The organism is Janibacter sp. CoH_79_TC_3 (assembly GCF_058197955.1).
Window position 1 is genome coordinate 250,745 of record NZ_JBXWIV010000002.1, and the last position, 26,332, is coordinate 277,076.

Annotated in this window: 18 protein-coding genes and 1 other RNA gene; 15 read left to right on the plus strand and 4 right to left on the minus strand. The window is 42.5% G+C overall.

Going from position 1 to position 26,332, the window contains the following annotated elements:
• Positions 1-204 precede the first annotated feature (204 nt).
• Positions 205-301, minus strand: an RNA gene (ffs, locus tag AC2FA3_RS03160) — signal recognition particle sRNA small type.
• Between the two features lie 289 nt (positions 302-590).
• On the opposite strand from ffs, the gene AC2FA3_RS03165 reads away from it, so the two are divergent.
• Positions 591-1,307: an SIMPL domain-containing protein gene (locus AC2FA3_RS03165; protein ID WP_490508273.1), complete on the plus strand. Its 717-nt coding sequence runs from the start codon at positions 591-593 to the stop codon at positions 1,305-1,307.
• Between the two features lie 159 nt (positions 1,308-1,466).
• Here AC2FA3_RS03165 and AC2FA3_RS03170 read toward each other — a convergent pair whose 3' ends face one another.
• Both AC2FA3_RS03170 and glnA read right to left on the minus strand, forming a co-directional pair.
• On the minus strand, positions 1,467-2,276 hold the full coding sequence (locus AC2FA3_RS03170; RefSeq protein WP_490508274.1) for a hypothetical protein: 810 nt from the start codon (positions 2,274-2,276) through the stop codon (positions 1,467-1,469).
• Between the two features lie 194 nt (positions 2,277-2,470).
• Complete coding sequence (gene glnA, locus AC2FA3_RS03175; protein ID WP_490508275.1) at positions 2,471-3,880, minus strand: type I glutamate--ammonia ligase; 1,410 nt, start codon at positions 3,878-3,880, stop codon at positions 2,471-2,473.
• 773 nt (positions 3,881-4,653) lie between these two features.
• Between glnA and AC2FA3_RS03180 the strand changes: the two genes are divergently transcribed.
• The 6 genes from AC2FA3_RS03180 (at position 4,654) to AC2FA3_RS03205 (ending at position 9,216) form a co-directional block, all read left to right on the plus strand.
• On the plus strand, positions 4,654-5,268 hold the full coding sequence (locus tag AC2FA3_RS03180) for an anthranilate synthase component II (protein ID WP_490508276.1): 615 nt from the start codon (positions 4,654-4,656) through the stop codon (positions 5,266-5,268).
• A 78-nt stretch (positions 5,269-5,346) separates the two neighbouring features.
• Positions 5,347-6,519: an anthranilate phosphoribosyltransferase gene (gene trpD / locus AC2FA3_RS03185; protein WP_490508277.1), complete on the plus strand. Its 1,173-nt coding sequence runs from the start codon at positions 5,347-5,349 to the stop codon at positions 6,517-6,519.
• Positions 6,520-6,639: 120 nt separating this feature from the next.
• The gene (trpC, locus tag AC2FA3_RS03190) at positions 6,640-7,521 is read left to right on the plus strand and encodes an indole-3-glycerol phosphate synthase TrpC (RefSeq protein WP_490508278.1); all 882 of its coding nucleotides are present in this window, start codon (positions 6,640-6,642) and stop codon (positions 7,519-7,521) included.
• Between the two features lie 100 nt (positions 7,522-7,621).
• The gene (locus AC2FA3_RS03195; protein WP_490508279.1) at positions 7,622-8,353 is read left to right on the plus strand and encodes a Smr/MutS family protein; all 732 of its coding nucleotides are present in this window, start codon (positions 7,622-7,624) and stop codon (positions 8,351-8,353) included.
• 231 nt (positions 8,354-8,584) lie between these two features.
• Positions 8,585-8,728 (plus strand): hypothetical protein, encoded by a 144-nt coding sequence (locus AC2FA3_RS03200; RefSeq protein ID WP_490508280.1) that lies wholly within the window; start codon positions 8,585-8,587, stop codon positions 8,726-8,728.
• Positions 8,728-9,216: a DNA-3-methyladenine glycosylase family protein gene (locus AC2FA3_RS03205; RefSeq protein WP_490508281.1), complete on the plus strand. Its 489-nt coding sequence runs from the start codon at positions 8,728-8,730 to the stop codon at positions 9,214-9,216. Before AC2FA3_RS03200 ends, AC2FA3_RS03205 begins: the two co-directional genes overlap by 1 nt.
• 100 nt (positions 9,217-9,316) lie before the next feature.
• Here the strand turns inward: AC2FA3_RS03205 and AC2FA3_RS03210 are convergent, their stop codons facing one another.
• Positions 9,317-11,326, minus strand: a complete 2,010-nt coding sequence (locus AC2FA3_RS03210) for a mechanosensitive ion channel family protein (protein ID WP_490508282.1) — start codon at positions 11,324-11,326, stop codon at positions 9,317-9,319.
• A gap of 388 nt (positions 11,327-11,714) precedes the next feature.
• On the opposite strand from AC2FA3_RS03210, the gene AC2FA3_RS03215 reads away from it, so the two are divergent.
• From AC2FA3_RS03215 to AC2FA3_RS03250, 8 genes are all read left to right on the plus strand, one after another.
• Positions 11,715-13,649, plus strand: coding sequence for a TonB-dependent receptor (locus tag AC2FA3_RS03215; protein ID WP_490508283.1), 1,935 nt, complete (start codon positions 11,715-11,717; stop codon positions 13,647-13,649).
• A gap of 328 nt (positions 13,650-13,977) precedes the next feature.
• On the plus strand, positions 13,978-15,402 hold the full coding sequence (gene ahcY, locus AC2FA3_RS03220) for an adenosylhomocysteinase (protein WP_490508285.1): 1,425 nt from the start codon (positions 13,978-13,980) through the stop codon (positions 15,400-15,402).
• Positions 15,403-15,415: 13 nt separating this feature from the next.
• Entirely contained in the window at positions 15,416-16,264 is an 849-nt protein-coding gene (locus AC2FA3_RS03225) for a methylenetetrahydrofolate reductase (RefSeq protein WP_490508286.1), read from the plus strand.
• Between the two features lie 171 nt (positions 16,265-16,435).
• Positions 16,436-17,311 (plus strand): 16S rRNA (uracil(1498)-N(3))-methyltransferase, encoded by an 876-nt coding sequence (locus AC2FA3_RS03230; protein ID WP_490508287.1) that lies wholly within the window; start codon positions 16,436-16,438, stop codon positions 17,309-17,311.
• Between the two features lie 61 nt (positions 17,312-17,372).
• The gene (locus tag AC2FA3_RS03235; protein ID WP_490508288.1) at positions 17,373-19,097 is read left to right on the plus strand and encodes a putative bifunctional diguanylate cyclase/phosphodiesterase; all 1,725 of its coding nucleotides are present in this window, start codon (positions 17,373-17,375) and stop codon (positions 19,095-19,097) included.
• A 349-nt stretch (positions 19,098-19,446) separates the two neighbouring features.
• Positions 19,447-21,240: an acyl-CoA dehydrogenase C-terminal domain-containing protein gene (locus tag AC2FA3_RS03240; protein WP_490508289.1), complete on the plus strand. Its 1,794-nt coding sequence runs from the start codon at positions 19,447-19,449 to the stop codon at positions 21,238-21,240.
• Positions 21,241-21,537: 297 nt separating this feature from the next.
• Entirely contained in the window at positions 21,538-23,322 is a 1,785-nt protein-coding gene (locus AC2FA3_RS03245; RefSeq protein WP_490508290.1) for an acyl-CoA dehydrogenase C-terminal domain-containing protein, read from the plus strand.
• A gap of 435 nt (positions 23,323-23,757) precedes the next feature.
• Entirely contained in the window at positions 23,758-26,238 is a 2,481-nt protein-coding gene (locus tag AC2FA3_RS03250; RefSeq protein WP_490508291.1) for a site-specific recombinase, read from the plus strand.
• Positions 26,239-26,332 lie beyond the last annotated feature (94 nt).

Below are 26,332 nucleotides of genomic sequence, written 5' to 3' on the forward strand. Positions count from 1 at the left end.
CAAAACGTTTCGTATTAATAATTGATATTATTGTTAATAAAGGTTACTACATTGTATTTTAACCCATATTTATGGCTCAAAGTTTAAAATCGGGCGAATTGGAGGCGAAAAAAAAGCCCTTTACGATGAAGGACTTATTATCAGGTTTGACTCTTTGAGACGATATAGCAGGAGTATCAGCAAATTTTAGGCAAAAAAAAGCGACTCCAAAAGCACATCCTCGGCACACATCATAACTATTACCGTTGCTACCTTCCGGTCCTGGCGGGGTTCATAGAACAATGTTGCGAGGCTACCAATGGAGCCACCAGTTGCAGATTATACAAGAATTTTTTATTATTACAACCCCCATCGTCAAACTGTTTGCTTTAGGCGATAAACAATCTCTCCACTTACTGCGCACAAGTAACGATGTAACCAAATCTAAGCAGCAACTTAAATGACAAAATTCTCACAGCAATTGGTTTATTTTTTGCTATTTTAGTCAGGGTATATTGAATAAAAACCAATACAAAAAACCCTCATATAAAAGTGAGTTTTATAACCATACACCTCGCACAAATATGATTACCACTTATTAGGAGATAGCTATGAGAAATACTTGGATGAACAAAGCAGTACTTGCTACAGGCACCGCTGCCTTATTAACAGCGATGATGGGTAGCGCCCATGCAGAACCCACAGGCTACGATCAGCTGACTTTTCAGACAGAAGTCAAAGAAGAAATTCAGAATGACGAAGTTCGCGCCAGTATGTATAAAAAAGCGCAGGCATCAGATGCTAAAACGCTAGCGACCACGCTTAATACCTCTATCAATAACGCCATGAAAATCGCCAAACGCTATCCTAGCGTGACAGTCAGTACCGGTCAGCAGCGCACCTACCCGCGCTACGATAAAAATGACAAAATCATTGGTTGGACTGGACAAGCCAGCATCGACTTAAAGAGCACCGACTTTGCGGCGACCAGCCAGCTGATTGCAGACTTACAACAAACCTTAGTCATGGAAAATCTAAACTTTGGGGTTTCAGATGCTAAAAAAGATGCGCTAGAGCAAAAGCTTATGACCGATGCTTCACGCGCCTTTCAACAGCAGGCCAAAAACCTGACTCGTGCATGGGATGCACGCAGCTATCGTGTCGTCACTGTCAATCTAAATACCGGCAGCAACTATCCGCGCCCTATGTATAGCGCGATGAACATGAAAGCTGAATCTGTAAGTGATTCAGTACCAAGCCAAAGCTTTGAGTCTGGCAATAGCACCATTTCAGTGACTGCTAATGGCACGATTGAATTAACAAAATAAATGGATATTTAATGGATTAAGCAATAGATATTATTGCTAACTTCTATAGATAAGGGCAATCACTGCTTTCAGTGATTGCCCTTATTTTATGTCTATGAATTATTATTAATGTATTACCGCTAACCTTTTATTATTAATATTTAACAAAGTGACCCAAAGTTATTTTTTTACCGGTTCTTCAAGTGTCATGGGTTTATCAACTACTGGCTTAGTAAATGACAACATATTCGGTTGTTTGCCATCTTGACGCATTTTTAATAGTACTTTTTGATTCCAAGGCAGGCGCTGATAAGCCAATAATTGCTCTGCTATTTTTTTCTTATTTTGCAAGGTTTGCGTATTTTGGATGACATAGACGGTACGCTCTACCTGTTTTGCTACCTGACCCTTTTTATTTTTTAGCACAGCTTTTACGCTATGCGTACCCGGCAAAATATCAACGGTTGCAATCGAAGCGCTTAAACCTTGCGCCACCTCGTTACCATCTAAGTAAATGCTGACACTATCGCCTGCTTGTAGTGCCGGTTTTACTAGCACCTTTACCTCAATACTTTGTACGGGACGACGATACGCCCGCTCTTCGCTAGGCTCTGTCATCGTCAGCTGATAATTAATGGGCGCTTTATTAGCGGTTGAATCACTGTTAGGAGTGGTGCTAGCCGCAGCAGGCGCTTGGATGGTACTGACAGGCTGATTATTCGTATTACTTGTTTGACTAGAACTATTTGCAGCCACACTATCATTAGCAGTCATCACACTGGTCTGGCTAATTTGCTTGCCTGCTTGCTGCTCATAGTTCTGCGGTCGGTCGGTAAAGGTCACTTGACCAGTCTTCTCATCGACAACCTTGTAAATAGCGGCGGCATTTGCCATCGGTGCGTAGACACTGGCTGTGCAAATGACTAGCCCTGTCAGCAAACTTAGCGGTAACCTTTTATTGAAAATAGTTCTTTTTAATGATGCAATCATAGTCAGTTAGCCTAGTAGATATTTATTATTAATATATAGATGAAACCATTATGCGATATTTTTAACATTAAATCAGCAATGACTTCATACTAAGTTGACCAATTAAACTCGCACTTTGATTGAACAAAAAAAACCAGCTAAGAATTACTTAACTGGTTTTTTGTTTATCGAGAATTTAGCGTGTGAACTATAGATTAGCAGCTATAGTACAAGTCAAACTCAACAGGATGTACAGTAATGTTGACACGCTGCACTTCTTCTTGCTTCAGCGCAATGTAAGCTTCTAACATCTCTTTAGTGAATACGTCACCTTTTAATAAGAACTCATGATCATCTTTTAACGCCTGTAGCGCCACTTCTAAGTTTTCAGCAACCGTTGGAATGAGTGCTTCTTCTTCTGGTGGCAAGTCATACAAGTTTTTATCAGCGGCTTCGCCTGGATGCATCTTGTTTTGAATACCGTCAAGACCTGCCATGAGCAACGCCGCAAACGCTAGGTATGGGTTGGCTGCTGGATCAGGGAAACGTGCTTCAACACGTACCGCTTTTGGGCTACTAACGTGCGGAATACGGATAGAGGCTGAACGATTAGACGCTGAATACGCAAGCTTGATAGGCGCTTCATAATGTGGCACTAGGCGCTTATAGCTGTTGGTCGATGGGTTGGTAATCGCATTTAATGCACGCGCATGTTTGATAACACCGCCGATAAAGTATAGCGCGGTTTCTGAAAGACCAGCATATTCATCACCTGAGAAAGTATTGACGCCGTCTTTTGAGATAGAAATATGCACGTGCATGCCAGAACCATTATCACCAACGATAGGTTTTGGCATAAAGGTTGCGGTTTTACCAAACTGATGAGCAACATTATGGACAGCATATTTTAGCTTTTGTACTTCATCCGCCTTACGAACTAACGTATTAAAAGCAACGCCAATCTCTAGCTGGCAAGGAGTGACTTCATGATGATGCACCTCAATGCAACCTTCGCCAATCATATCTTCGATACGATCGCACATCACCGCACGCATATCTTGTGAGCTATCAACCGGCGGTACTGGTACATAGCCACCCTTAACGCGCGGGCGATGGCCCATGTTGCCCCACTCATAGTCTTTATTGGTCGACCAAGCGGCTTCTTCAGCGACGATTTCATGGCTGACGCCAGACATGTTGACCGACCATTTCACTTCATCAAATACAAAAAACTCAGGCTCAGGACCAAAAAAAGCCGTGTCGCCAATGCCAGTCGATTTTAAATACTCTTCAGCACGGCGAGCGATAGAGCGTGGGTCACGATCATAGCCTTGTAGCGTTGATGGCTCGATAATGTCACAGGTCACAACCACGGTAACTGCGTCAAAAAACGGGTCGATAAAGGCGGTTTCTGGATCAGGGCGCAAAATCATATCGGAGGCTTCGATACCTTTCCAGCCAGCAATCGATGAACCGTCAAACATTTTACCATCTTCCATGACTTCTTCATCAACGCTGTGCGCCGGAAAAGTCATGTGATGCTCTTTACCGCGGGTATCGGTGAAACGAAAATCAACCCATTTGGCATTGGATGATTCAATAAGTTCAAGTAGTTTATTCGACATGGATAGTTTCCTTTATGGTTATCATGGTACTGAAATTAAAACTCAGGATTAAAATATTAGATTCTAGAAAATCGGTGTTATCAGCGTTATTTACTCAGTATGGCTCTTTACTCTTAACGGTAATTTTCTTAACCGAATACAAGCAGAAGCTATTTTAGCAACATCTGACTCATAATGCTGAACTCTTCAAATGCATATTAATAAATAACGCTACATTACTTCGTAGGGCATTGTCTCTAACGTTAGTTACTTATACTGATTATGGGTGCAACTGCTATGCCAATGCTTAGTACAGCTATAAAACCTCCAATATAATACAAAGCCATACATTATTATTTTTACAGTAAATACAATTACTTAGCAATCATACATTTCTATATTAACAAGTAATTTGTATAGCAATTATTATATCTAGCTATCCACTGCAGTCATTCATTATCACAGATAACGCCCTATAAAAGCGCAATAATTAGAAAGCACCACCTAGAAAACGCACTTTTATAGTGCATTTACCACCCATCAGCGTGCGGCGTCGCTCCATTTGATAGATAGCAAAATAGTGTTAAGATAACGACGCTCAAAATAACATCGCGAAGAATATCTAAGCACCATAAGATTTAGCACCATAAGATTTAGCACCATAAAGGTGGTTTAGCATCATAAATGGCAATAAATAGATCACCATAACTAAGCGAAAAGCGGTAAAGTATCCGCAAATCAAAGAGTTGAAGACACTAAGTGGAACATATTAAGTTGAACATATAATGATTTTGATGATCGATAATTACGACAGCTTTACCTACAATATTGTACAGTACTTCGGCGAATTGCAGCAGGACATCAGGGTTTGGCGTAATGATGAGATCAGCATTGATGAGATTAAAGCACTTGCCCCTGCTATGATTGTTATCGGCCCAGGACCTTGCGACCCTGACAGTGCCGGTATCTCATTAGAAGTGATTGATACTTTTAAAGGTATTATCCCGATATTAGGTATTTGCTTGGGCCATCAGGCAATCGGCCAAGCGTTTGGCGGCAAAGTTGTGAAAGCAAGCGAGGTGATGCACGGGCGTTTATCCGCTATTTATCATCATGGACAAGGCGCGTTTGTCAATTTGCTCAATCCAGCCCAGTTTACCCGTTATCACTCGCTGGTGATTGATCAAGCAACCTTACCAGAATGCTTTGAAATCAGTGCTTGGACACAAAATGCGGATGGCAGCATCGAAGCCATCATGGGCATTCGTCACCGTGAGTTTGCGATTGAAGGCGTTCAGTTTCATCCTGAATCGATTTTAAGCGAAGCAGGTTATCAACTGCTGAATAACTTTTTGCAAGCGCATCATTTATCAGTAATAGGTCCAGATGAGCTCCCACAAGTAGGATAGCTGTTTTAAACAACGCGCTTTATTTAACCTAATCAATTTATACGATAATTATAAAAGATAATAATAAGTGAGAATATTATGACCTCTGCCTCTATGCAGGATGAAAAATCAATGATGGAACAAATTAATAAGAGTAAGCAAATTAGCCAAACCCAGCAAGCTGTTGAGGATATCAATCAGCTGTCAGATGAAAATATTCATAAGCTCCTGACCACCGCTTTAGGCAGAATTTTTCAGCATATTGATTTAACTTTTGATGAGATGTATCAAGTGATGCTCATCATTATGCAAGGCAGATGTAGCGATGCCATGATGGGAGCGATTTTGACCGGTCTGCGTATGAAAGGCGAATCAATCGATGAGATTACGGCCTCAGCGAGTGCCATGCGTGCTTTAGCCGCTAATATCAACCCAAAAGACTGTCGTTATATGGTTGATATCGTCGGTACTGGCGGCGATGGTGCCAATTTATTTAATGTGTCTACAGCAGCAGCATTGGTAGCAGCCGCAGCGGGTGCCCAAGTTGCTAAGCATGGTAACCGCGGCGTTTCGACCAAATCTGGTAGCTCGGATTTACTTGAGCAAGCAGGTATTAGCCTATCCTTAACACCCGAACAAGCGCAGCAGTGTATTGAAAATCAAGGTATTGGTTTCTTATTTGCACCCAACCATCATAGTGCGATGCGCTACGCCAACCCGGTACGCCGTGAGCTAAAAGCACGGACGATTTTTAATATTTTAGGTCCACTGACCAACCCTGCTGGTACGCCAAATCTTGTCATCGGCGTCTTTACCGCGCAGTTATGTGAACCTTTGGCAAAAGTGATGAAAAATCTGGGCGCGCGCCATGTGATGGTGGTCGGTGCAAAAGATGGTTTGGATGAAATCAGTCTTGCGACCTCGACCACGGTAGCTGAGTTAAAAGATGGTGAAATCTCTGTTTATGAGATGATGCCAGAAGATGCTGGCGTTGAATCACAAACTCTTATCGGGCTTGATGTAGATTCTCCAGAACAAAGCTTGGCTCTTATTCGTGCCGCTTTATCAGGCACGGACACTAATGACCGCGCTGTCCTAAAAGCCCGTGATATGATTGCGTTAAATGCTGGTGCGGCAATATATACTGCGGGTCTTGCGAGCAACTATCCAAATGGCGTGAGCCGCGCACAAAAAGTCATTCAAAATGGAGACGCTTTAATTAAGCTTGATGACTTGGCCAAATATACACAGCAATTAGCCACTGAAGCTTGATAAAATTAGATTTAAAAAAATACTTTACGCATAATCCTGTTAATCGCAACTATTTATGCAGCTTTAATTTATTTGCTTAATTGTTTCCCTAATTTTTTTACCAAATAACGGAAGATAGCCATGACCGCCAATCTAAAATCAGATACTTCTATTCCTTCAGTGTTGCAGCGTATTGTCGCTACTAAACATGAGGAAGTGGTCGCTGCTTGTGCGGCAGTATCACTTGAGGTATTAAAAGCGCAAGTTGCCGCTGATACACAGTCCCGTCGCGGTTTTGCTAATGCTTTGCGCAGCGCTGATATTGGTATCATTGCTGAGATTAAAAAAGCTTCACCTTCTAAAGGTGTTATCAATCATAACTTTGCGCCAGCGCTGTTTGCTAAGCAATATGAGCAAGCCGGTGCCAGTTGTCTGTCGGTGCTCACCGACCGTGATTATTTCCAAGGTGATGACAGCTACTTAATCCAAGCACGCGAATCCTGCAGCTTGCCGATATTACGCAAAGATTTTATGGTCGATGTATATCAGATTTACCAATCTTACTTGATGGGTGCCGATTGCATCTTACTAATTATGGCCTGTCTTGATGACGACCAAGTGCAAGCACTGCATGCACTGAGCATCGAGCTTGGTATGGATGTGTTGATTGAAGTTCATACCAAGTCTGAGCTTGAGCGCGCATTACAACTGCCCCGCTCAGCACACAACATCTATGGCATCAATAATCGCGACTTAAATACCTTTAACGTCGATTTGCAAACCACGCTTGAGCTAAAAAATATATTAATCGATGCCTTAGCAGCTGATGTTGATAGCAGCACGCTGTTACCAAAGACGTCGCCGCTTATCGTCACCGAAAGTGGTATCCATAGCAGTGATGATATTCGTTTGATGCTCAATAACGATATTCAGCACTTTTTAATCGGTGAGCAATTTATGAAAACTGAACATCCCGGGCAAGCATTACAATCCTTACTTGCGAGCGTCGCAGCACAGGCGTAAAGTAATTAAAAAAGTAACTGAAAAATCTTAATTTAAGATTAGATAGCTTTAAGATATCTAATAAATACCTCATTCACTCACCAACGATACGTTAACTATTATGTCAAACTCTCTGTTTTCAAAAGAAATGCAAGACCAACTAAAAGAGCTTAAAGGGCAACTGAGTAAAGGTCATGATACCAACTCAGCAGATGGCGACAATGAAAAGCCAACCGAACCTGTCTCACTGTTGACGCAAAAACAAGTTAAAAAAACGGTCAAGCAATTAGATAGCGAACATATCGATGACGATAAAGTGCTATTTATGCAAGCGATGCATGGCGTCAATCAATTAGAAGATAAAAATGTACGCTCGCCTGCCAATGCCTCAAAAGCTGGCAAACTTGACGCCGCAACGTTATCAAAACGTGCCGCAGCTCAAGGTAGTGAAGCAAGTGACTTGGGCGCAGGCCTGTCAGATATGCAAGCATTACTCAATCCGGTCGCTGCTGAAGCCTATTTGTCTTATAAGCAGCCAACCTTGCAAAATAAAATCTTTGATCAACTCAAAAAAGGCAAGCTACGTTGGTATGACGCGGTAGATATTCATGGCTGCACCATTGAAGAAGCACGCGTGGCGATGACCCAACTACTAAGCCAAGCGAAACAAAACAATGAGACCATGGTAAAAATCGTCCATGGTAAAGGCAGTGAAGCTATTTTAAAAACTTGCGTCAATGGTTGGTTGCGTCAACTACCAGAAGTATTGGCATTTTGCTCTGCCCCGCCTAAAGATGGTGGTAATGGCGCAGTATTAGTCTTACTTAAGAAGCCTAAAAATGATGGCGAGTAGTTTTTAGTTTTAGCTTAGTATCGAAATAAAAAGGACTGCAAGTGGCAGTCCTTTTCTATATCCATCAATCGTAGCTTTCTTTGATAAAATCTTTAATGAAAAACTTTAACATCCTTTTTTAATAATAGGCTTTAAGAGCCAATTTTAATGATAAGTGCTAATAGCCTGCTCTAAACAAACATCTCTATTACTTTTATAACAATACTTTCTCATCGTTTAAGTGATTCTATTATGACCATACAAACCATTGAAAACGTTAAAGAATTATCAGCGCATATCACTGCTTTGATTATTATCGAACCAAGATTTTCGCCTGTTTATGAGCAAGTCGGCCTGCCTGACTTGCTCATAATGCTGGCGGATTCACACAGATAATGAGAGCGATAGTTGGGCAACAGTTGTCTGTAGCGGCGGCAGCCAGTATTTGGCAACGTTTGGTAGATAGAGGTTTGACGACGCCGGCAGCGATTCATGCCGCGACAGACGAGGACTTGCGAGCGCAAGGACTCTCTAAGCAGAAAATTCGTTATACGCGCTCTTTGGTCGAGCACGATATAGATTTTGCCGCGTTAGAAACCCTAACCGATGAGGAAGTTATCAAAACCTTGACTGCCGTTATCGGTATTGGGCGCTGGACGGCTGAGATGTATCTGCTGTTTTCATTAAAACGCGCCGATGTGCTGGCAGTCGATGATTTAGCGATTAAAGTCGCAGCGATGGATTTATTAGGGTTAGCGGAACGCCCAACGCCAAAACAATTAAAAAACCTAACCCAAGATTGGTCACCGCATCGTAGCGCTGCCAGCTTATTGCTATGGCAATACTATGGTTTCTTACGTCAAAAAACCGCTATGCCTTTATAAGTAATGCTTTTATAAGCCGTATTTTTATAAACCATACTTTGATAACCACCTAATTCATAAAATATCTAATAAATTTCAAGCAAAACTGCCCCATAAAATACTAAGGCTGATTCCAAATAGAAAAACCAAATTTTCTTTTGGCACGTTTAAACTTATTTTTTACCAATGCTTTTCTCTTACGGATTCGCTCTCTATCGATACTAAATTTCTCATCTGCAACTTTTTCATTCTCGGCTTTGCCATTTTCCTGAATTGCAGCAGCTTTATCGTACTTGGTTTTGTCCGCCTCTTTGCTTAAATCAATCCCATTCTGCTCATCACTATTAGGATTGATATTATCATTGTTGCTATCAGTGCTTAAATTACCTTCTGCTGGCTCAGTACCATTATTATTAGCATCATCAATGTCATCAATGTCATTTTGCATTTGAGGCTCAAGCTCAGCTTGATTGACAATCAGTTGCTGCGTCGGTAGCGCATGCTCAACATCGTATTTTTTGACAAGGGTTAGAACATCAACCAACAAGCTATCTTGTTTGCCATAAAACTCTATCGAATCGACAGCATTAATATAAGCGCGTAGTTGGATAACGTAGCAGTCTTGACGCAACTCCAAAATATTGGCCTGATTCCACTCTTGATTGGTCAGTTCGTGATCGTCCAAAAATTGATCTAATTTCTTGACCATGTTAAAGACAACATCAATATCAGCATTGCGCTTGATATATAAGTTATGTAAAAAATGAAACATATCACGTGAAGTATAATTCTCGATTTGCATCGATGAGAAGTCACTATTAGGCACAGTGACAATCGTACGGTTCAGCGTACGCACCCGTGATGAGCGAATACCGATATCAATAACCGTACCCGATTGAGAGCCGAAACTACAGTAGTCACCGATGCGTACCGGCGAATCTGCCACCACCACCACACTACCGACCAAGTTTTCAATCGTCTTTTGTGCACCCAGTGCCAAGGCTAAACCACCGACCCCAAGTGCGGCAATACCTGTGGTCAAATCAAAGCCTAAATTACCGAAGATGACAATAACGGCAAATATCAATAACAGCGCTTTAACTACCTTACGCATTAGACCCAAGATAGAGACACGCTCAGTATAGTTTTTCTTATAACTTAAATTGACCGCACGCGTGAATATCGAGTCGATGACGCGCAATAATAGCCACGTCGTCGCCACCCAAGAGGCAATATCGCTAAAGCGTTTAATCGGCTCACGCAATGTCACTGATATGCCAGCATAAACCATCACCTCGGACAATATCAGTGCCATGATGACGACGGTCATTGGCAATATGACATTATCAGGTAGAGGTAACGTCTCACTTCGAACGCGAGGATAAAGCAGTTTTAATAGATGATATAGCAGCCAAACCAGAATGTAAGTGAGGATAAAACTACTGACAATAATGGCTAATGCCGCAAATATATCGGAAATTTGATAGCCAAATAGCTTTTTACCATCTAATGAGTCAATGGTGTAGCGCGAAACCAGCGTCGGCTGGTAATTTTCTATCACTTCTGGTATTGAGCTGAGTGTATCGTTTGAGAACTGCCAATACTGCTCGCCTTGTTTAGATACAACTCTTTCGAGCAGCAGCGGCACGCTTTTATCACCGATATTAATCACGCCTACGTTTTCTTGGCTTGGCGGTAGCTGATCGCTTAAATTACCCTCAGGCGTATTATTAATTTGCAAATCAGGCTGAAAACGTCCGCCAGCATCTAGTGCTTGCTTAAACTGGCGCACAATAGTGGTTGGATTATCAGACTTGGATAAATTTAAATAATTACTTGCTAGCAAATAGTCATTATCACCCAATGCTTTAATGAAGCCTTGCACTGTATGGCGCGGCGTGTCACGTCCGAAAGAATCTGGTGTCGATGCATTTACCGCCTCTTCAGTTTGACCACCTACACCTAGTATGCTAGCTTCGGCAGCAACTGCACTATGTGAAAAAACCACGCTTAATACGCTCAATATCATCGCGAACAAAAACACCATTATCATAAGTGGTGTTTTTGTTTTTATAGATGAAAATAATGAAGGTGGCGCAGTACGAGCACTCAGATGACGCTGAATAGACAAAACAAACCTCTTAGCTTTATGAATGGCAGCACAGAAAATAAATGAAATTTGCCACTATAATAGCAATTATTAATCACAGCAATGCGTTTGATTGCATGTTTTTATTGCTGCTTACCGTAGTGCCTGCTTTTAATGCAGTTGATGACCATATGAAAGACTAAAAAATACTAGGAATGGCTAAGCAACTCAAAGAAACCCTCATTCATCATGAGCGCCACTCAGCGTATGCTGAATAAATATTAGGACAAAGTGGTTTATAAGTTTGCTAATTTTATAGATAATAAGCTTATGTAATATTCGTATTACTTTTTGTAACTTTTTACTTTTAGACTCTCGCTTCTGTAACTTTTTACTTCGTTCGATTTGTCATTAAACTTTGGAATTAAATATGGCTTTACCACGTTCATCTTCGACCACCTATCTGCGATTATGTATCTTAAGTGCTTTAGGCGTATTTGCTATGAGTGCCACAGCAGCGACTGTTGATATTAGCGTTATCAATGATAGCGAGCTGCCACAAGTTGAGCTTGATAAAATCGTCGTGACAGCGACGCGTACGCCGACTAAAACCAGTAATGTGATTGCCCAAACGCGGGTTATTGATAGTGAAGAGCTACAACGTTATCAAGGTCAGACAGTTACTGATGTATTAAAAAACCAGCCTGGTATTAATATTACGCAAAGTGGCGGTATGGGTACAGCCAGTAATTTTTATATGCGTGGCTTTGATAGCAAGCAAGTCTTGGTAATTATCGATGGGATACGCTATGGTTCTATCTCTTTAGGTAGCCCCTCTCTAAATTTATTATCAGCAGATCAACTTGATCGCATCGAAATTTTATACGGCGCTTCAGGTTCTAGTATTTATGGTTCTGACGCCATGGGCGGTGTCATTCAAATCTTTACTAAGGGCAATAGCGTTGATAAATCCAATGTTTCTACTAGCGTTGGTTATGGTAGTAACAATCACTACCAAGTAGGCGTAACAGGTCAGCTTAAAAATGACACTTCATCATTGAGCTTAGGTGTCAGTCGCAACGAAACAGACGGCTTTAACGTGATAGCCAACCCCGAGTCTTATGATTATAACGCGGACGATGATGGCTTTAAATCTACCAACGCCAGTTTGGCATTGCAGCATAAGCTTTCAGATTCGCTAAGCGCGGGTCTGAGTGCATTGTATACTGACTCTACCACTGATATTGACTCGGCAGGAAACGCTTTTCCGAATGCCTATTCAGATCAAAAAAATGGCAGTGCAAATGCTTATCTTCAATATAAAACGCCTTTGACGCTCAGTAAACTTAGTTACGGTCAAAGTATCGATAAATCGACTTCTCATGACGCCAACTCTATCAATTATCAAGAAGGCAGTCAGTTCGATACCACACAAGAGCAGGCACGCTTAGAGACCAGCATTAACGCGCAACCTGGTACCGTTATCATCGGGGCAGAATGGTTGTCACAAAAATTAGACGCATCAGATGTTTTAGATTTTTCAGGTTATCCTAATCCTGCTGTGCAAACCCCTTATGACCCTGACGACAGAACGGTCAAAAGTGCCTTCGTTGGTTATCAGTTGGCAGACACTTATTACGACCTGCAAGCCAACTACCGTGTAGATGACAACTCGCAATATGGTAATGAAAGCACCTACAACTTAGGAGCGGCTATACGTCCGTTAGCCGGCATGCGAATCGGTGCCAACTATGCGACCGGATTTCGTGCACCGACCTTTAATGACTTATACTTCCCAGGGTATGAAAATCCGAACCTAAAACCTGAAAGAACGAAAAATACTGAAGTATTCGTTGAATATGCTAATGACGCTCAGACCTCAAGATTGACAGGCTATTACACAGATGCAGAAGACTTGATTGCAAACGGTAGCAACATCAATGAAGCAAAAATCAAAGGGTTGAGTTTGACCTCAGATTGGAATATGAATGCCTTTATCTTTGGTTTGGGTTATGACTATCTAGATGCGAAAAACAAAACCGCAAACAGTGCCAACTATGATCAACAACTTGCCTACCGTCCTAAAAATAGCGGTTTGATTTATATCGGTTATCAGCAGCCTATGTTCGATGTTCGCCTCGAAGCCAAACATACGGATGATAGAGTCACAGCCGAAAACAATAAACTTGATAGTTACACGTTGCTTAATTTGAGTGGCGCTGTTTATATTAATCCTAATCTTCGCGCCAACTTGCGGGTAGATAATATCACTGATGAAGACTATACGCTTTCAAGCCAATTTGGTAACGTCTATGCCACTGAAGGTACCAGTTATTTCACCTCACTTACCTATAACTGGTTTTAAGCTTATTGGGTAAAAGTCAGAACTTATATATAAATAATCAAGGCTATCTATCGATGGCCTTTTTTTATGACTCAAGCACTTACCATTTATATTAGCCAATAGGTGACAAATTAACCGCTATCTATTACAATAATCACCCTCCGAGAGGTGTTGCACCATATGAATTGATACTTACGTTTGTGCTCTATAAACAAAATAAGCTGATTAATTCCTCATGTTAGGCTCGGTAAACTGTCTGATACTGGTCACTCTAGTCTTTGACAGCATAACAACGGCACCTGCGCTATTATTCTTTTTATCATACCTTAACCACTGATAGGAGCATATTATGGACGCAGTGTCTAACACCCCATCTGCCCATACGATCGACCCCTCTTTCACTGACTATAAAGTCGCCGACATCAGCCTAGCTGACTATGGTCGCCGTGAAATCACCCTTGCTGAAGCTGAAATGCCTGCCCTCATGGGTTTGCGTCGTCGCTACGAAGCGGATCAACCGCTTAAAGGCGCAAAAATCGCTGGCTGTATCCACATGACCATCCAGACTGCTGTACTTATCGAGACACTCGTCGCGCTAGGTGCTGAAGTACGCTGGACCTCATGTAATATCTTCTCAACTCAAGACCATGCTGCTGCTGCGATTGCTGCTGCTGGCATCTCTGTATATGCTTGGAAAGGCGAAACCGAAGAAGAGTACGAGTGGTGCTTGCGTCAACAAATCCACGTTGGCGGCGAAGAGTCAGGTCAGCTTTGGGATGCCAACTTAATCTTGGATGACGGCGGCGATTTGACCGCTTTGATTCATAATGATTATGCAGAGCTACTTGATAACATCCATGGTATTTCAGAAGAGACTACTACAGGCGTCCATCGTCTGGTTGAAATGCTCAATAAAGGCACGCTAAAAGTACCGGCTATCAACGTTAACGATGCTGTTACTAAGTCTAAAAACGACAATAAATACGGCTGCCGTCATAGCTTAAACGACGCTATTAAACGTGCAACTGACATGTTCCTTGCTGGTCGTCGCGCTTTAGTAATCGGTTATGGCGATGTAGGTAAAGGCTCTACGCAAAGCTTACGTCAAGAAGGCATGATTGTCCGTGTCTCAGAAGTTGATCCTATCTGTGCTATGCAGGCCTGTATGGACGGCTTTGAAGTATTATCACCTTACATCAATGGCGATAACACTGGCGGCGCAGAAAACATCAATACCCGTCTGCTTGAAGATACAGACATGATTGTCACGACTACCGGCAACTATCATGTTTGTGATAAACATATGCTAGCTGCGCTAAAACCTGGCGCGGTCGTCTGTAACATCGGTCACTTTGACACTGAAATTGATACGCAGTTTATGCGTGACAACTGGCGCTGGGTTGAGATTAAGCCACAAGTGCATCAAATTTTCCGCTCAGATGATGAAAACGATTATCTGATTTTGCTTGCTGAAGGTCGCTTAGTAAACTTAGGTAACGCCACTGGTCACCCATCACGCGTGATGGACGGCTCATTTGCCAACCAAGTATTGGCGCAAATGTATCTGTTTGAAGAAAAATTCGCTGACTTGCCAGCTGATACGCGTGCTGATAACTTATACGTTAAAGTATTACCAAAGAAACTAGACGAAGAAGTCGCTGCTGCGATGGTTGCAGGCTTTAACGGTACCTTGACGAAGCTGACTGAAAAACAAGCTGAGTATTTGGGTGTGCCTGTCGAAGGTCCGTTCAAGCCTGACGCTTATAAATACTAAAAGGAGCCAGACTGTGACTAAGCCTGCTATCTCCTTTGAGTTTTTCCCCGCCAAAACCGAACAAGGACACGAAAAGCTACTCAGCACCTATGATGAGCTGAACAAGCTGTCACCTGCGTACTTTTCAGTGACCTATGGTGCTGGGGGTTCAACCCGTAGTCGCACTTTAGATATCGTTCAAGCCCTGTGCGCGCGCGGTAACACGGATATTGCGCCGCATATGTCTTGTATCGGCGATGATAAAAGTGAAATTGCTGAATTGCTCGATCTTTATAAGAGTTTGGGCATCAAGCGCTTGGTCGCGCTACGTGGTGACTTGCCATCGGGGCAAGTGGGCATGGGGGAACTGCCGTTTGCGTTAGACTTGGTTAAGTTTATTCGCGAATATTCAGGTGATCACTTCCGTATTGAGGTCGCAGCCTATCCTGAAATGCATCCACAAGCGCGTAGCTTTGAGCTTGATGTTGAGAATTTGGTCAATAAATACAAAGCTGGTGCCAACGCATCAATTACCCAGTTTTTCTATAATGCTGATAGCTATTTATATCTGCGTGATAGCTTAGAAAAACGCGGCATTGATACGGTTGCACAGCCATTGGTCGCTGGCATTATGCCGATTACCAACTCAAGCAATTTAGTACGCTTTGCCGATAGCTGTGGCGCTGATATTCCACGTTATGTGCGTAAGCGCTTGGCTGACTTTGGCGATGACCGTACTGCTATTCGCGAGTTCGGCTTTGATGTCGTTTATCGTTTATGTGAGCGATTGATTGCCGAGGGCGTCCCTGCCATGCATTTTTATAGCATGAATAAGGTTGAGCCAAACAAGCGCTTAGTCGAAGCGTTAGGTTTGATTGCTTAAATATTTATTGAATGTATTGCTTAATGACTGGCGTTCTTAGGAGCGCCAGTCTTTTTGCTATGGGAATTGCACTTATGCAAATTCTACTAAAGATAATCCCTTTACCCACTCAAATGATATTCTGCTAATATATTTCAAAACAATATGATTAAATTATAGGAATAAGTAACTTTGCGACGTTTCTTTTATGCCACCAGTAGTAACAGCAGTGATAAAAACACCCCAACCTACCCGCAACTTAGTACCTTAACTATCGGTGCTAACGTCGAGTTGACCGAAAACATCGTCAATCATTGGTGCCGTGTATTGCGCGCTAATATCGGCGATAAAGGCATTTTATTTGACGGTTTTGGCGGTGAATATCAGGTACAGCTAAATACCATCAGCAAAAAATACGCCTCTGCAACGTTATTGGCGCACGTAAAAACTGACCGCAATGCCGCTATATTGACGAAAATTGGGCTAGTGATGAGTCGCGGTGAACGTATGGATTATGCCATTCAAAAATCTACTGAGCTTGGCGTTACCGCTATTCAGTTGCTTAGTAGCCATCATGGCGAGGTCAACCTAAAACCTGCGCAAGTAGAGAAAAAACTGGCACATTGGCAGCAAGTTGCCATCGCTGCCTGTGAGCAATGCGGACTTAATCGCCCGCCGCTTATTCTCGCGCCATTATCGATTGATGACTGGCTATTAAATATAGCAACTATCGAAAAAGCAATGGTAGTTAGCTCTATAGTAACTGAGCTAAGTAAAGATGCTTATTACCAAGTATTACAGCAACCAGCAGATTTACGTCTGCAACTTAGCGTGCCAGCAGCAGGACAACCCCTGATGCCTGAGGCGCTACCCATCATTTTAAAACAACATGCGCCTTACATCGAATTATTAATCGGACCTGAGGGCGGGCTAAGCGCTGATGAATGCGCCAAAGCCGCTGACATCGGTTTTGAACCTTGGCAAATTGGCTCAAGGATTTTACGTACCGAAACCGCGCCTGTCGTTGCCTTAGCGACATTGGCAACCCTGCATGCTTTAAGTCTTTAGGCATCAAATTGCCACTGTCACAGCACCGTTTATTATTCAATTTGATGTTATGAGTCCCATTATGACCGATTTTATCCCTATGCCAATATCAGATAAACAGCAATTATTGGTCAAACTATGCGAGCAATTTGAAGACGCCATATTCATATTGGACGAAAAATTGCGCTATCTGTCCGTCAATGCGAATTATGAGCTGATGCTTGGCTATACGGGAAAATTTTTGCTTGGACGTCCGCTTGGCATATATGCTGCTGAATTTTTGTCAGAAGACGAACAAGCGGTGCTGAGAAACCTCATTAACAGTTTAGACAGTACAGGATTTTGTGAAATGGATTTTTCGATGGCAAACCGTTATGGACAAATCCTCGACTGCCATATCACCTATCGCAAAATCTATTTAGAAAAAACCCCTTATTACGTCGGTACCATTCGTAATATGGCGACGCTGGTTAAAAACAGAAGAAAGGTCGTGCACCTACTGAATTATGACCAACTTACGGGACTGCCGAACCGTAAAGTATTTTTAAGTCAAACCAGTGAATTGTTATTAGAGAGCTATCAAGAAGTGGTGGTTGTACGTTTTAACATTGACCGTTATCGCAACCTTGCCAGCTTATTGGGACCGGATTCTATCAATACCTTGGTAGAGAATTTTGTCTTACGTATTGCCGAGTTAGAGCTGGATGATTTACGCTGTTTTTCTCATTTTGGTGGTGATGACTTCGCTCTATTGTTTGAATGCAATGATGCCAACATGGTGCGCCATCAGTTAGACAGTCTCATGCAAATGTGCGAGCGCCCTTTTTTCTTAAATGACAGTACCAAGACAGAAACACAAGTCTATTGCCATATCTCTGTTGGGGTCAGCTATTTTCCTGAAAACGGTAATGAGTTTATCGGCTTGCTCACCAAAGCAGAAAAAGCGTTGAATTATGTCAAACAGCAGGGCGGCGATGATGTGTGTTGGTATCATAAAGCCATTAATGAGATGAATGCGCACAATATACAGTTGGAATCAGAGCTGAGAGCTGCCACTAATGAAGGGCAATTTGTACCCTATTACCAACCCAAATTCGCCTTAGATACGGGCGTGATCAGCGGTTTTGAGGCTTTGGTGCGCTGGCAACACCCTACCCGCGGTTTACTAAGACCCGCGGAGTTTATGGATGCGGTCATTTCTCATAAACTGTCGTTTGAGCTATTTTCACAAATGGGTTCTCAAATCGCCAAGCAATTAGCCGCTTGGCAAGCTTTGGACTTGCATCAGCACATCTGTATCAATGCCGATGCGGCTGAATTTAGCCATCCTGATTTTTTTGATTTGGTCAGCGACTTATTAGTAAGCCATAAACTTGCCGCTCACCAGCTGCACATTGAAGTGACCGAATCCTCACTGATACAGCGCCATGCCGATGTCAAAAAGCAACTGGACTTACTTAAAGAGCTCGGAATATGTCTTGCCCTTGATGACTTTGGTACCGGTTATGCTTCGTTAAGCTACTTACAAGAATATCCGTTTGACTTTATTAAAATTGACAAAAGTTTTATCTCCAAAATTACAGACGACTGTACACAGCGCGCGATTGTTAAAGCGATTTTGGATTTAGCGGAGGCGCTTGATATGCAGGTTATCGCTGAAGGCATCGAAAACGAGCAACAACGCGATTTACTGCTCAGCATGGGTTGTCAGTACGGTCAAGGCTATTGGTTTGGTAAGCCAATGACGGCTGATGAGGCAACTAAGATGCTAACGCAGCAACATTTGTCTAAAAACAAGCTTTCTTAATACACTGCTATAAAAGCATATTGATTGAGTATTCCTACAATTATTGTTAAGTTTTTTACTCTGTAGGGTCGATGATATATAGGATGCAAGACAGGTTGGTGACTTATCAGTATTGTCACCAAACTTGTATATTTACCAGTGAACGCCTATCTTTTACCAAGAATTTACGAATACGGTCATAATTCTTTTTACTCTTCTCACTCTATTTCATATAACCGGTGTTGTTGTCTGCTATTGAAACAGACAATCCTCATACTAGTAACACTCGAGCGACTCAGATTTCAATGATGAAAATCAATGATAGTCGCCGTATTACTGCCGGTCGCACCCTAAAAAAGGACAGGAAGTTATGCAATATAAAGCACCCCTACGTGATATCCAATTCGTGATGCATGAGTTACTTGACAGCGAAAGCCACTACAAAACCCTGCCGGCATTCCAAGAAGCCGATCGCGAGTTGATGGATAGCCTGTTTGAGATGGCGGCAAGCTTTGCTGAAAATGAGCTGTCACCATTAAACCAAAGCGGTGATACTGAGGGCTGTAAATTTGATAATGGTCAAGTGACCACGCCAAAGGGCTTTAAAGAAGCGTATAAAGCGTATTGTGAGCTTGGCTTCCCAGCATTGTCTGCTGAAGAAGCATTCGGTGGTCAAAACATGCCGTTTTCACTATCAACGGTCATTAATGAGATGGTTGGTACGGCTAACTGGTCATTTTCTATGTACCCTGGCCTATCGCATGGCGCTATCCAAACCATCGAACACCATGGTACAGACGAGCAGAAGCAAACTTACCTAGAAAAAATGGTCAGCGGTGAATGGTCAGGAACTATGTGCTTAACTGAAGCCCATGCCGGTTCTGACTTGGGTATTATTCGTACTAAAGCTGAGCCAAAGGAAGATGGCAGCTATAGCATTACCGGTCAAAAAATCTTTATTTCAGCCGGTGAGCACGACCTAACTGACAATATCATTCATATCGTCTTGGCTCGTCTACCAGGCGCGCCTGCTGGCACCAAAGGCATCTCACTGTTTATCGTTCCCAAAGTAACGGTCAACGAAGATGGTAGCCTAGGTGAAAACAATAACGTCGTTTGTGGCTCTATCGAACACAAAATGGGTATCAAAGCATCAGCAACTTGTGTGATGAACTTTGATGGCGCAACGGGTTATCTGATTGGCCCTGAAAACCGTGGTTTACAGTGCATGTTTACCTTTATGAACGTGGCGCGTATTGGTACCGCAGTTCAAGGTTTAACCGCAGCAGAATATGCGTTCCAAGGCTCATTAACTTATGCCAAAGACCGCCTAGCAATGCGTTCATTATCTGGTGTTAAAGCGCCAGAGAAAGTTGCTGACCCTATCATCGTTCATCCAGCCGTTCGTAACATGCTATTGACCGAAAAAGCCTTTGCTGAAGGTGGTCGCGCCTTAGTTTATTACCTCTCACATTTTGCCGATACCGTTGCAAAAGGCGAAGGCGATGCGCTTAAATTTGCTGATCAAATGCTGTCACTATTGACACCGATTGCTAAAGCGTTCTTGACTGAAACTGGTCTAGAAGCGGCCAATCATGGCGTACAGGTTTATGGTGGTCATGGCTTTATCAGCGAATGGGGTATGGAGCAAAATGTGCGTGATACGCGCATTGCTTGCTTATACGAAGGTACCACTGAAATTCAAGCACTTGATTTATTAGGTCGTAAAGTCTTAGGCTCACAAGGCAAGCTGCTTGCAAACTTTGTAAAAATCATCCAAACATTCTGCGAAGAAAACCAAGACAATGATGCAATGGGTCAGTTTATTCGCCCACTTGCCAAACACCTTAAAGAATGGAGTGATTTGACTGCACGCATCGGCATGCAAGCCACTGAAAACCCAGATGCAGTTGGCGGCGCTGCTGTTGATTATATGTATTTCAGCGGTTATGTGACGCTAGCCTACTTATGGGCACGTATGGCATTAGTAGCACAAACTGAACTTGCTAATGGCACTAGCGAACAAGCCTTCTATGATGCCAAAGTAAAAACCGCTCAGTTCTACTTTGCTAAGTTACTGCCACGCACCACTACTCATGTACAGCGTATCGCTACTGGTGTTGAGCCGTATATGACGATGGACGTTGATCAGTTTGCATTTTAATTTATAAAAATTTGAAATGTTTATAATGTAGTATGGATTTTAACGCGCAGTTCTTATCGGCAACATACTTAGGTGTGTTGCCGATTTTCTTAATACAAATTTAGGGAATGACGCTGCCAAGACAACAGCTTTGCTAAATAATCACTATTTTTGGTGTACGCATAATTCACGAACAAATACACCTCTCGATACGCTAATTTGCTAAACTTTAGCTATCTATGGTTAAGCTACGCTCAAAAGCACAACTGAATGCTTTCGCCCTACTTACTTTTATTCATTTAAACCAAAGGAATGTTTATGGCTGTTTATAATGCCCCTCTTAACGACATGCGCTTTATTTTAACTGACGTCTTTAAAGCCCATGAATTTTGGCAAAACAACGAAAACCTTGCTCATGTTGACATGGAAACCGTCGATATGATTTTGGAAGAAATGGCAAAACTGTCAAAAAACGTGTTATTACCTATCAACCGTAGCGGTGATGAAGAAGGCGCAACCTTTGAAGGTAATGGCGTTGTAACCACCCCTACTGGCTTCAAAGACGCTTATAAGCAGTACGCAGAATCAGGCTGGGTTGGTTTAAGCGGTAACTCCGAATACGGCGGTCAAGGTTTTCCAAAAATGGTTACCATGCTGACTGAAGAGATGGTATTCACAGCCAACCAATCTTTTGCTTTATATCCAAATCTAACCGTTGGCGCGACACTTTGCATAAATGCAGCGGCTTCTGAAGAGCAAAAGCAAACCTACCTAGAAAAAATGTACAACGGTGAATGGGCAGGTACCATGTGCTTGACAGAGCCACATGCCGGTACTGACTTGGGTATTATCAAAACCAAAGCCGTGCCTAACGATGATGATAGCTACAATATCTCTGGTACCAAAATCTTTATCACTGGCGGTGAGCATGACCTAACTGAAAATATCATCCATTTAGTATTAGCAAAAACGCCGAATGCACCAGAAGGCTCAAAAGGTATTTCACTGTTTGTGGTACCAAAATTCTTGGTCAATGAAGATGGTAGCTTAGGCGAGCGCAACACCTTGGCGGCTGGCTCTATCGAGCACAAAATGGGCATCAAAGCCTCAGCCACTTGTGTGATGAACTTTGACAACGCCAAAGGCTGGATGGTTGGCGCAGAAAACACCGGTCTGTCTTCAATGTTCATTATGATGAACTATGAGCGTGTGACCATGGGTCTGCAAGGCCTTGGTGGTTCTGAGCTTGCTTATCAAAACGCAGCGCTATATGCCAATGACCGTGGTCAAGGTCGTAGCGATACCCAAATTCAAAGCCCAGAAAAACCTGCCGATGCGATCATTCATCATGCCGACGTACGCCGCATGCTGTTAAATGCAAAAGCCAACACCGAAGCGTCACGTTGTTTTGCGATGTACGTGGCCAAAAATCTTGATCAGGAGAAATTTAGTACTGATCCAGAGGCCGCTCAAGCAGCCGCTGCGCGCGTTGCCCTATTGACGCCAGTTGCTAAAGCTTTCTTAACAGACAAAGCGCTAGAAGCAACTATTGATTGCCAGCAAGTATTTGGCGGTCACGGCTATATCCGCGAATGGGGTATGGAGCAAATCGTCCGTGATACCCGTATTGCACAGATTTATGAAGGCACCAATGGTATTCAAGCGCTTGACCTACTAGGTCGTAAAGTGGCGAAAAATAACGGCAAATATGTCACCCATTTCTTAGGTGAGATTCGTGATTTTGTCAATAATATGCAAGCAGATCATGGTATCAAGCAAGCAACGCTAGAGGCGGCCGATACGATTGAAGATCTAACCACTGCTGTGCTTGCCAATATTAGCTCACGTAAGAGTGAGATTAATGGCTGCGCCGTTGATTACATGCATGCCTTTGGTTACCTTGCCTACTCGTACATGTTTGCACTAATGGTCGAAGCCGCTAACGGTAAAGAAGGTGAATTCTATACCAACAAAGCCAAGCTTGCCGATTATTTCGTTGGTCGTATCTTGCCACGTATCGATGCTCATGCGCAGATGGTTAAGGCCGGTAGCGATCCAATGATGAACTTTGATCTTAGTTACTTTGATGTACCTGCTAGCTAATTGTTTACTTTTATAATAAAGTAAGCCGTACCGCACTACGATAAAAGGGACAGTAACGTTACTGTCCCTTTTTTTGCCAAAAATATTGTCGCATTAATTAAAGCAACTGAAGTGATCAAAACTAGAATTAAAATAACAATCAACAGAATGAGCGGCACAATCAGCACAGCAGCACAATAACTGCTAACAAAATAGTTAACCGCCCATGCATCGTTACGATTAAAATAACGCATAGTGATGCGCATTAAAATTAATAAAAATATTTTTAATTGTTACATTAACAGTTCCCAAATTAATGAGCTGAAAATTAGCAATCAACACTTTCATTCATTGCCACATTGATAACGACAATAGTTAATAGCCACTAAAAAAAATATATCCTTGCCCATATTGAATAATAACAATGATTGAAATAACCACCATAAGGGATGCGATGTGTCAGAAATAAAACACATTTTACAACAGATTACTGCCTTAAGTGATGTGCCAGATCCTGCGGTACTCAAGCGCTTAATCGATGAGCTACGCGTCAGTGATAGAGAGCCCACATTAGCCAATCAAAACATTCAAGAGCTGATTGATATTTTACGTCAACATCCAGAATATGCCGACGGACTATCCAGCTTTGTCTTAAAACTTATTATTGAATATCGCCAAATCGCTTTATATACCGATACTGGCATCATGTCGGATCAGGGCTTTTTTAATAGTCTGCGCCGCCTTATCGGTCATCGTTTTTTACCACTGTTGCCACAAGAAGATTCGGTCGTAGAATTGGTCGGTTATCTATTTGATAAACGTTCTGATGAGCGTTGGCTCGCCCTTATTGAAAAAGACGAATGGGATGAATTAGTTGGCCTCCTCAAGGTTAATGAGCAGCATTTAAACTTGGTGGCGACGGCAAAAAACAGTATTTTGAACGCCATTATCATTTTATCGTATCGTATTAGCGGCATTGGCTTGCATCCAGATTTGATGGAATTTTATCCGCAAATGCTCAATTATTCAGCGTCATTTGTGGCACAAAATCAAGAAGCGGTCTTATATGTCAATCAGTACCGAGAAGCGCATGAGCTTGATACTTTAACCGACATCATCCCTGAAAAAGCGGTAGACCCTGCGCCGTTGTTGGTTATGATTGAGCAATGCGAAGATATCGTTGCCACTATCCGTAAGCGTATTTATAAAACCGGTATCTCTATTCGCTTAACCAACATGATGCTGCGTTTGGATCAAAGTCTGCAGCGGATGCGTATCTTAACCGAGCTGGTAGCAGACAATTATGATAAGCGCGATCAAGCCATTATTGAGCTCATTCAAGCGCTGATTACCACCGCCAGTCGCCGCTATAGTATTGGTTATTTGATTGATAATAATACCAAGCTGCTGTCACGCAAAGTTACCGAAAACGCCAGCCGCGTCGGTGAGCATTATATTAGTACCGATAAAACCGGTTATCAGAAGATGTTTAAAAAAGCCTCTATCGGTGGCTTTATCATTGCTTTTATGGCGACCACTAAGATATTGGCCTACCATCTGGCGCTTGCACCGATGGGACGCGCCTTTATTAACAGCATGATTTATGGTTTGGGTTTCGTTTTTATTCATATCGTCCACGGTACGGTCGCCACCAAACAGCCGGCTATGACGGCAGCGGCAATCGCCTCTACCATATCTGACGGTTCAGGCAAAAAATCGCACCAGTTAAATAAGTTATCAGAATTGGTGGTCGACATTTTACGTACTCAATTTGTCGCGATTATGGGTAACGTCATGGTAGCAATACCAGTTGCCCTGATTATCTCGTTTGCGTGGTTACAATATACCGGCGCACCGATGATCAATACCGACAAGGCTGCGCACTTATTGCATGATCTTGACCCATTTCACTCCTTGGCGCTTCCCCATGCGGCTATCGCTGGCGTGTATTTATTTTTATCCGGTCTGATCGCTGGTTACTATGATAATCTGGCGGTTTACAATCAAATCGGCGCCCGTATTCAGCGTCACCGCCTTCTACAATACTTATTACCCAAAGCATGGTTACAGCGTTTAGGCGGCTTTATAGAAGCAAACCTCGGCGCCATTATGGGTAACTTTTTATTCGGGGTATTCTTAGGCAGTACCGCTACTATCGGTTTCTTATTTGGCTTGCCGATTGATATTCGCCATATTGCCTTTGCCTCAGCAAATCTGGCGCATGGACTGTTTAATATTTCTGCCAACCAATGGGATTGGCAGATTGTATTTATCTCCATCTTGGGCGTTGCTCTTATCGGTATGGTCAACTTAATGGTAAGCTTTTCGCTGGCATTATTTGTGGCACTACGCTCTAAAGAAGTCAAATTCATGGATTGGAGCCGTTTAACCAAGCAGCTTTTTAGTCACCTGCTTACCCATCCTTCTGACTTTATCTGGCCCCGTGATAAACCCATGAAGTACGCTCGCATTGACAGTCAAGGGCACATGATTTTTGATGATACGAGTACTCATAAAGGTGGACAAACCATACCCAATAATTATGTCGTGCGCCGTTTGTCTGATGTAAAAATATTGCCTAAATCTAAGCAAAAAAGTATGCAAAATGAGCAGGCTATTACAGACATAGATTATGATAATAATATCTCAAGTAGTGACAATGACGCTGCGCTAAAAAGTCGAGAAACACAGAATACCAGCAAGCAAATGAGCGCTAAAAAAGTCATTGACCTCGATGATGGACTGATAGATGAGGAGCTAAATAGCGTTCCTTACAGCAGTGATATTCAATACGATAAAGCACATAAAGCCTTTAACGAGAATAATGAAGCGACTGGCAATTATGAACATGATGATAGCAATCCTGAAAATAAAGCTGCTGGCGATGCCAAAACGCCACTACCTAAACCAAAAAAACCACCAAACCTACCCAGTTAATGGGGCGGTTTTGGTGGCTTAGGCTTAGCAAACGGTTTAAGTGCAAATTAAGCGTTAAGTTGTTTTTTTACGGTTTTTATCTAAGACAATGGTC

Excerpts from the sequence above, each read along its gene's own strand:
- AC2FA3_RS03165 (WP_490508273.1), top strand. The coding sequence starts at position 591 with ATGAGAAATACTTGGATGAACAAAGCAGTACTTGCTACAGGCACCGCT.
- AC2FA3_RS03170 (WP_490508274.1), bottom strand. The coding sequence starts at position 2,276 with ATGATTGCATCATTAAAAAGAACTATTTTCAATAAAAGGTTACCGCTA.
- glnA (WP_490508275.1), bottom strand. The coding sequence starts at position 3,880 with ATGTCGAATAAACTACTTGAACTTATTGAATCATCCAATGCCAAATGG.
- AC2FA3_RS03180 (WP_490508276.1), top strand. The coding sequence starts at position 4,654 with ATGATCGATAATTACGACAGCTTTACCTACAATATTGTACAGTACTTC.
- trpD (WP_490508277.1), top strand. The coding sequence starts at position 5,347 with ATGACCTCTGCCTCTATGCAGGATGAAAAATCAATGATGGAACAAATT.
- trpC (WP_490508278.1), top strand. The coding sequence starts at position 6,640 with ATGACCGCCAATCTAAAATCAGATACTTCTATTCCTTCAGTGTTGCAG.
- AC2FA3_RS03195 (WP_490508279.1), top strand. The coding sequence starts at position 7,622 with ATGTCAAACTCTCTGTTTTCAAAAGAAATGCAAGACCAACTAAAAGAG.
- AC2FA3_RS03200 (WP_490508280.1), top strand. The coding sequence starts at position 8,585 with ATGACCATACAAACCATTGAAAACGTTAAAGAATTATCAGCGCATATC.
- AC2FA3_RS03205 (WP_490508281.1), top strand. The coding sequence starts at position 8,728 with ATGAGAGCGATAGTTGGGCAACAGTTGTCTGTAGCGGCGGCAGCCAGT.
- AC2FA3_RS03215 (WP_490508283.1), top strand. The coding sequence starts at position 11,715 with ATGGCTTTACCACGTTCATCTTCGACCACCTATCTGCGATTATGTATC.
- ahcY (WP_490508285.1), top strand. The coding sequence starts at position 13,978 with ATGGACGCAGTGTCTAACACCCCATCTGCCCATACGATCGACCCCTCT.
- AC2FA3_RS03235 (WP_490508288.1), top strand. The coding sequence starts at position 17,373 with ATGACCGATTTTATCCCTATGCCAATATCAGATAAACAGCAATTATTG.
- AC2FA3_RS03240 (WP_490508289.1), top strand. The coding sequence starts at position 19,447 with ATGCAATATAAAGCACCCCTACGTGATATCCAATTCGTGATGCATGAG.
- AC2FA3_RS03245 (WP_490508290.1), top strand. The coding sequence starts at position 21,538 with ATGGCTGTTTATAATGCCCCTCTTAACGACATGCGCTTTATTTTAACT.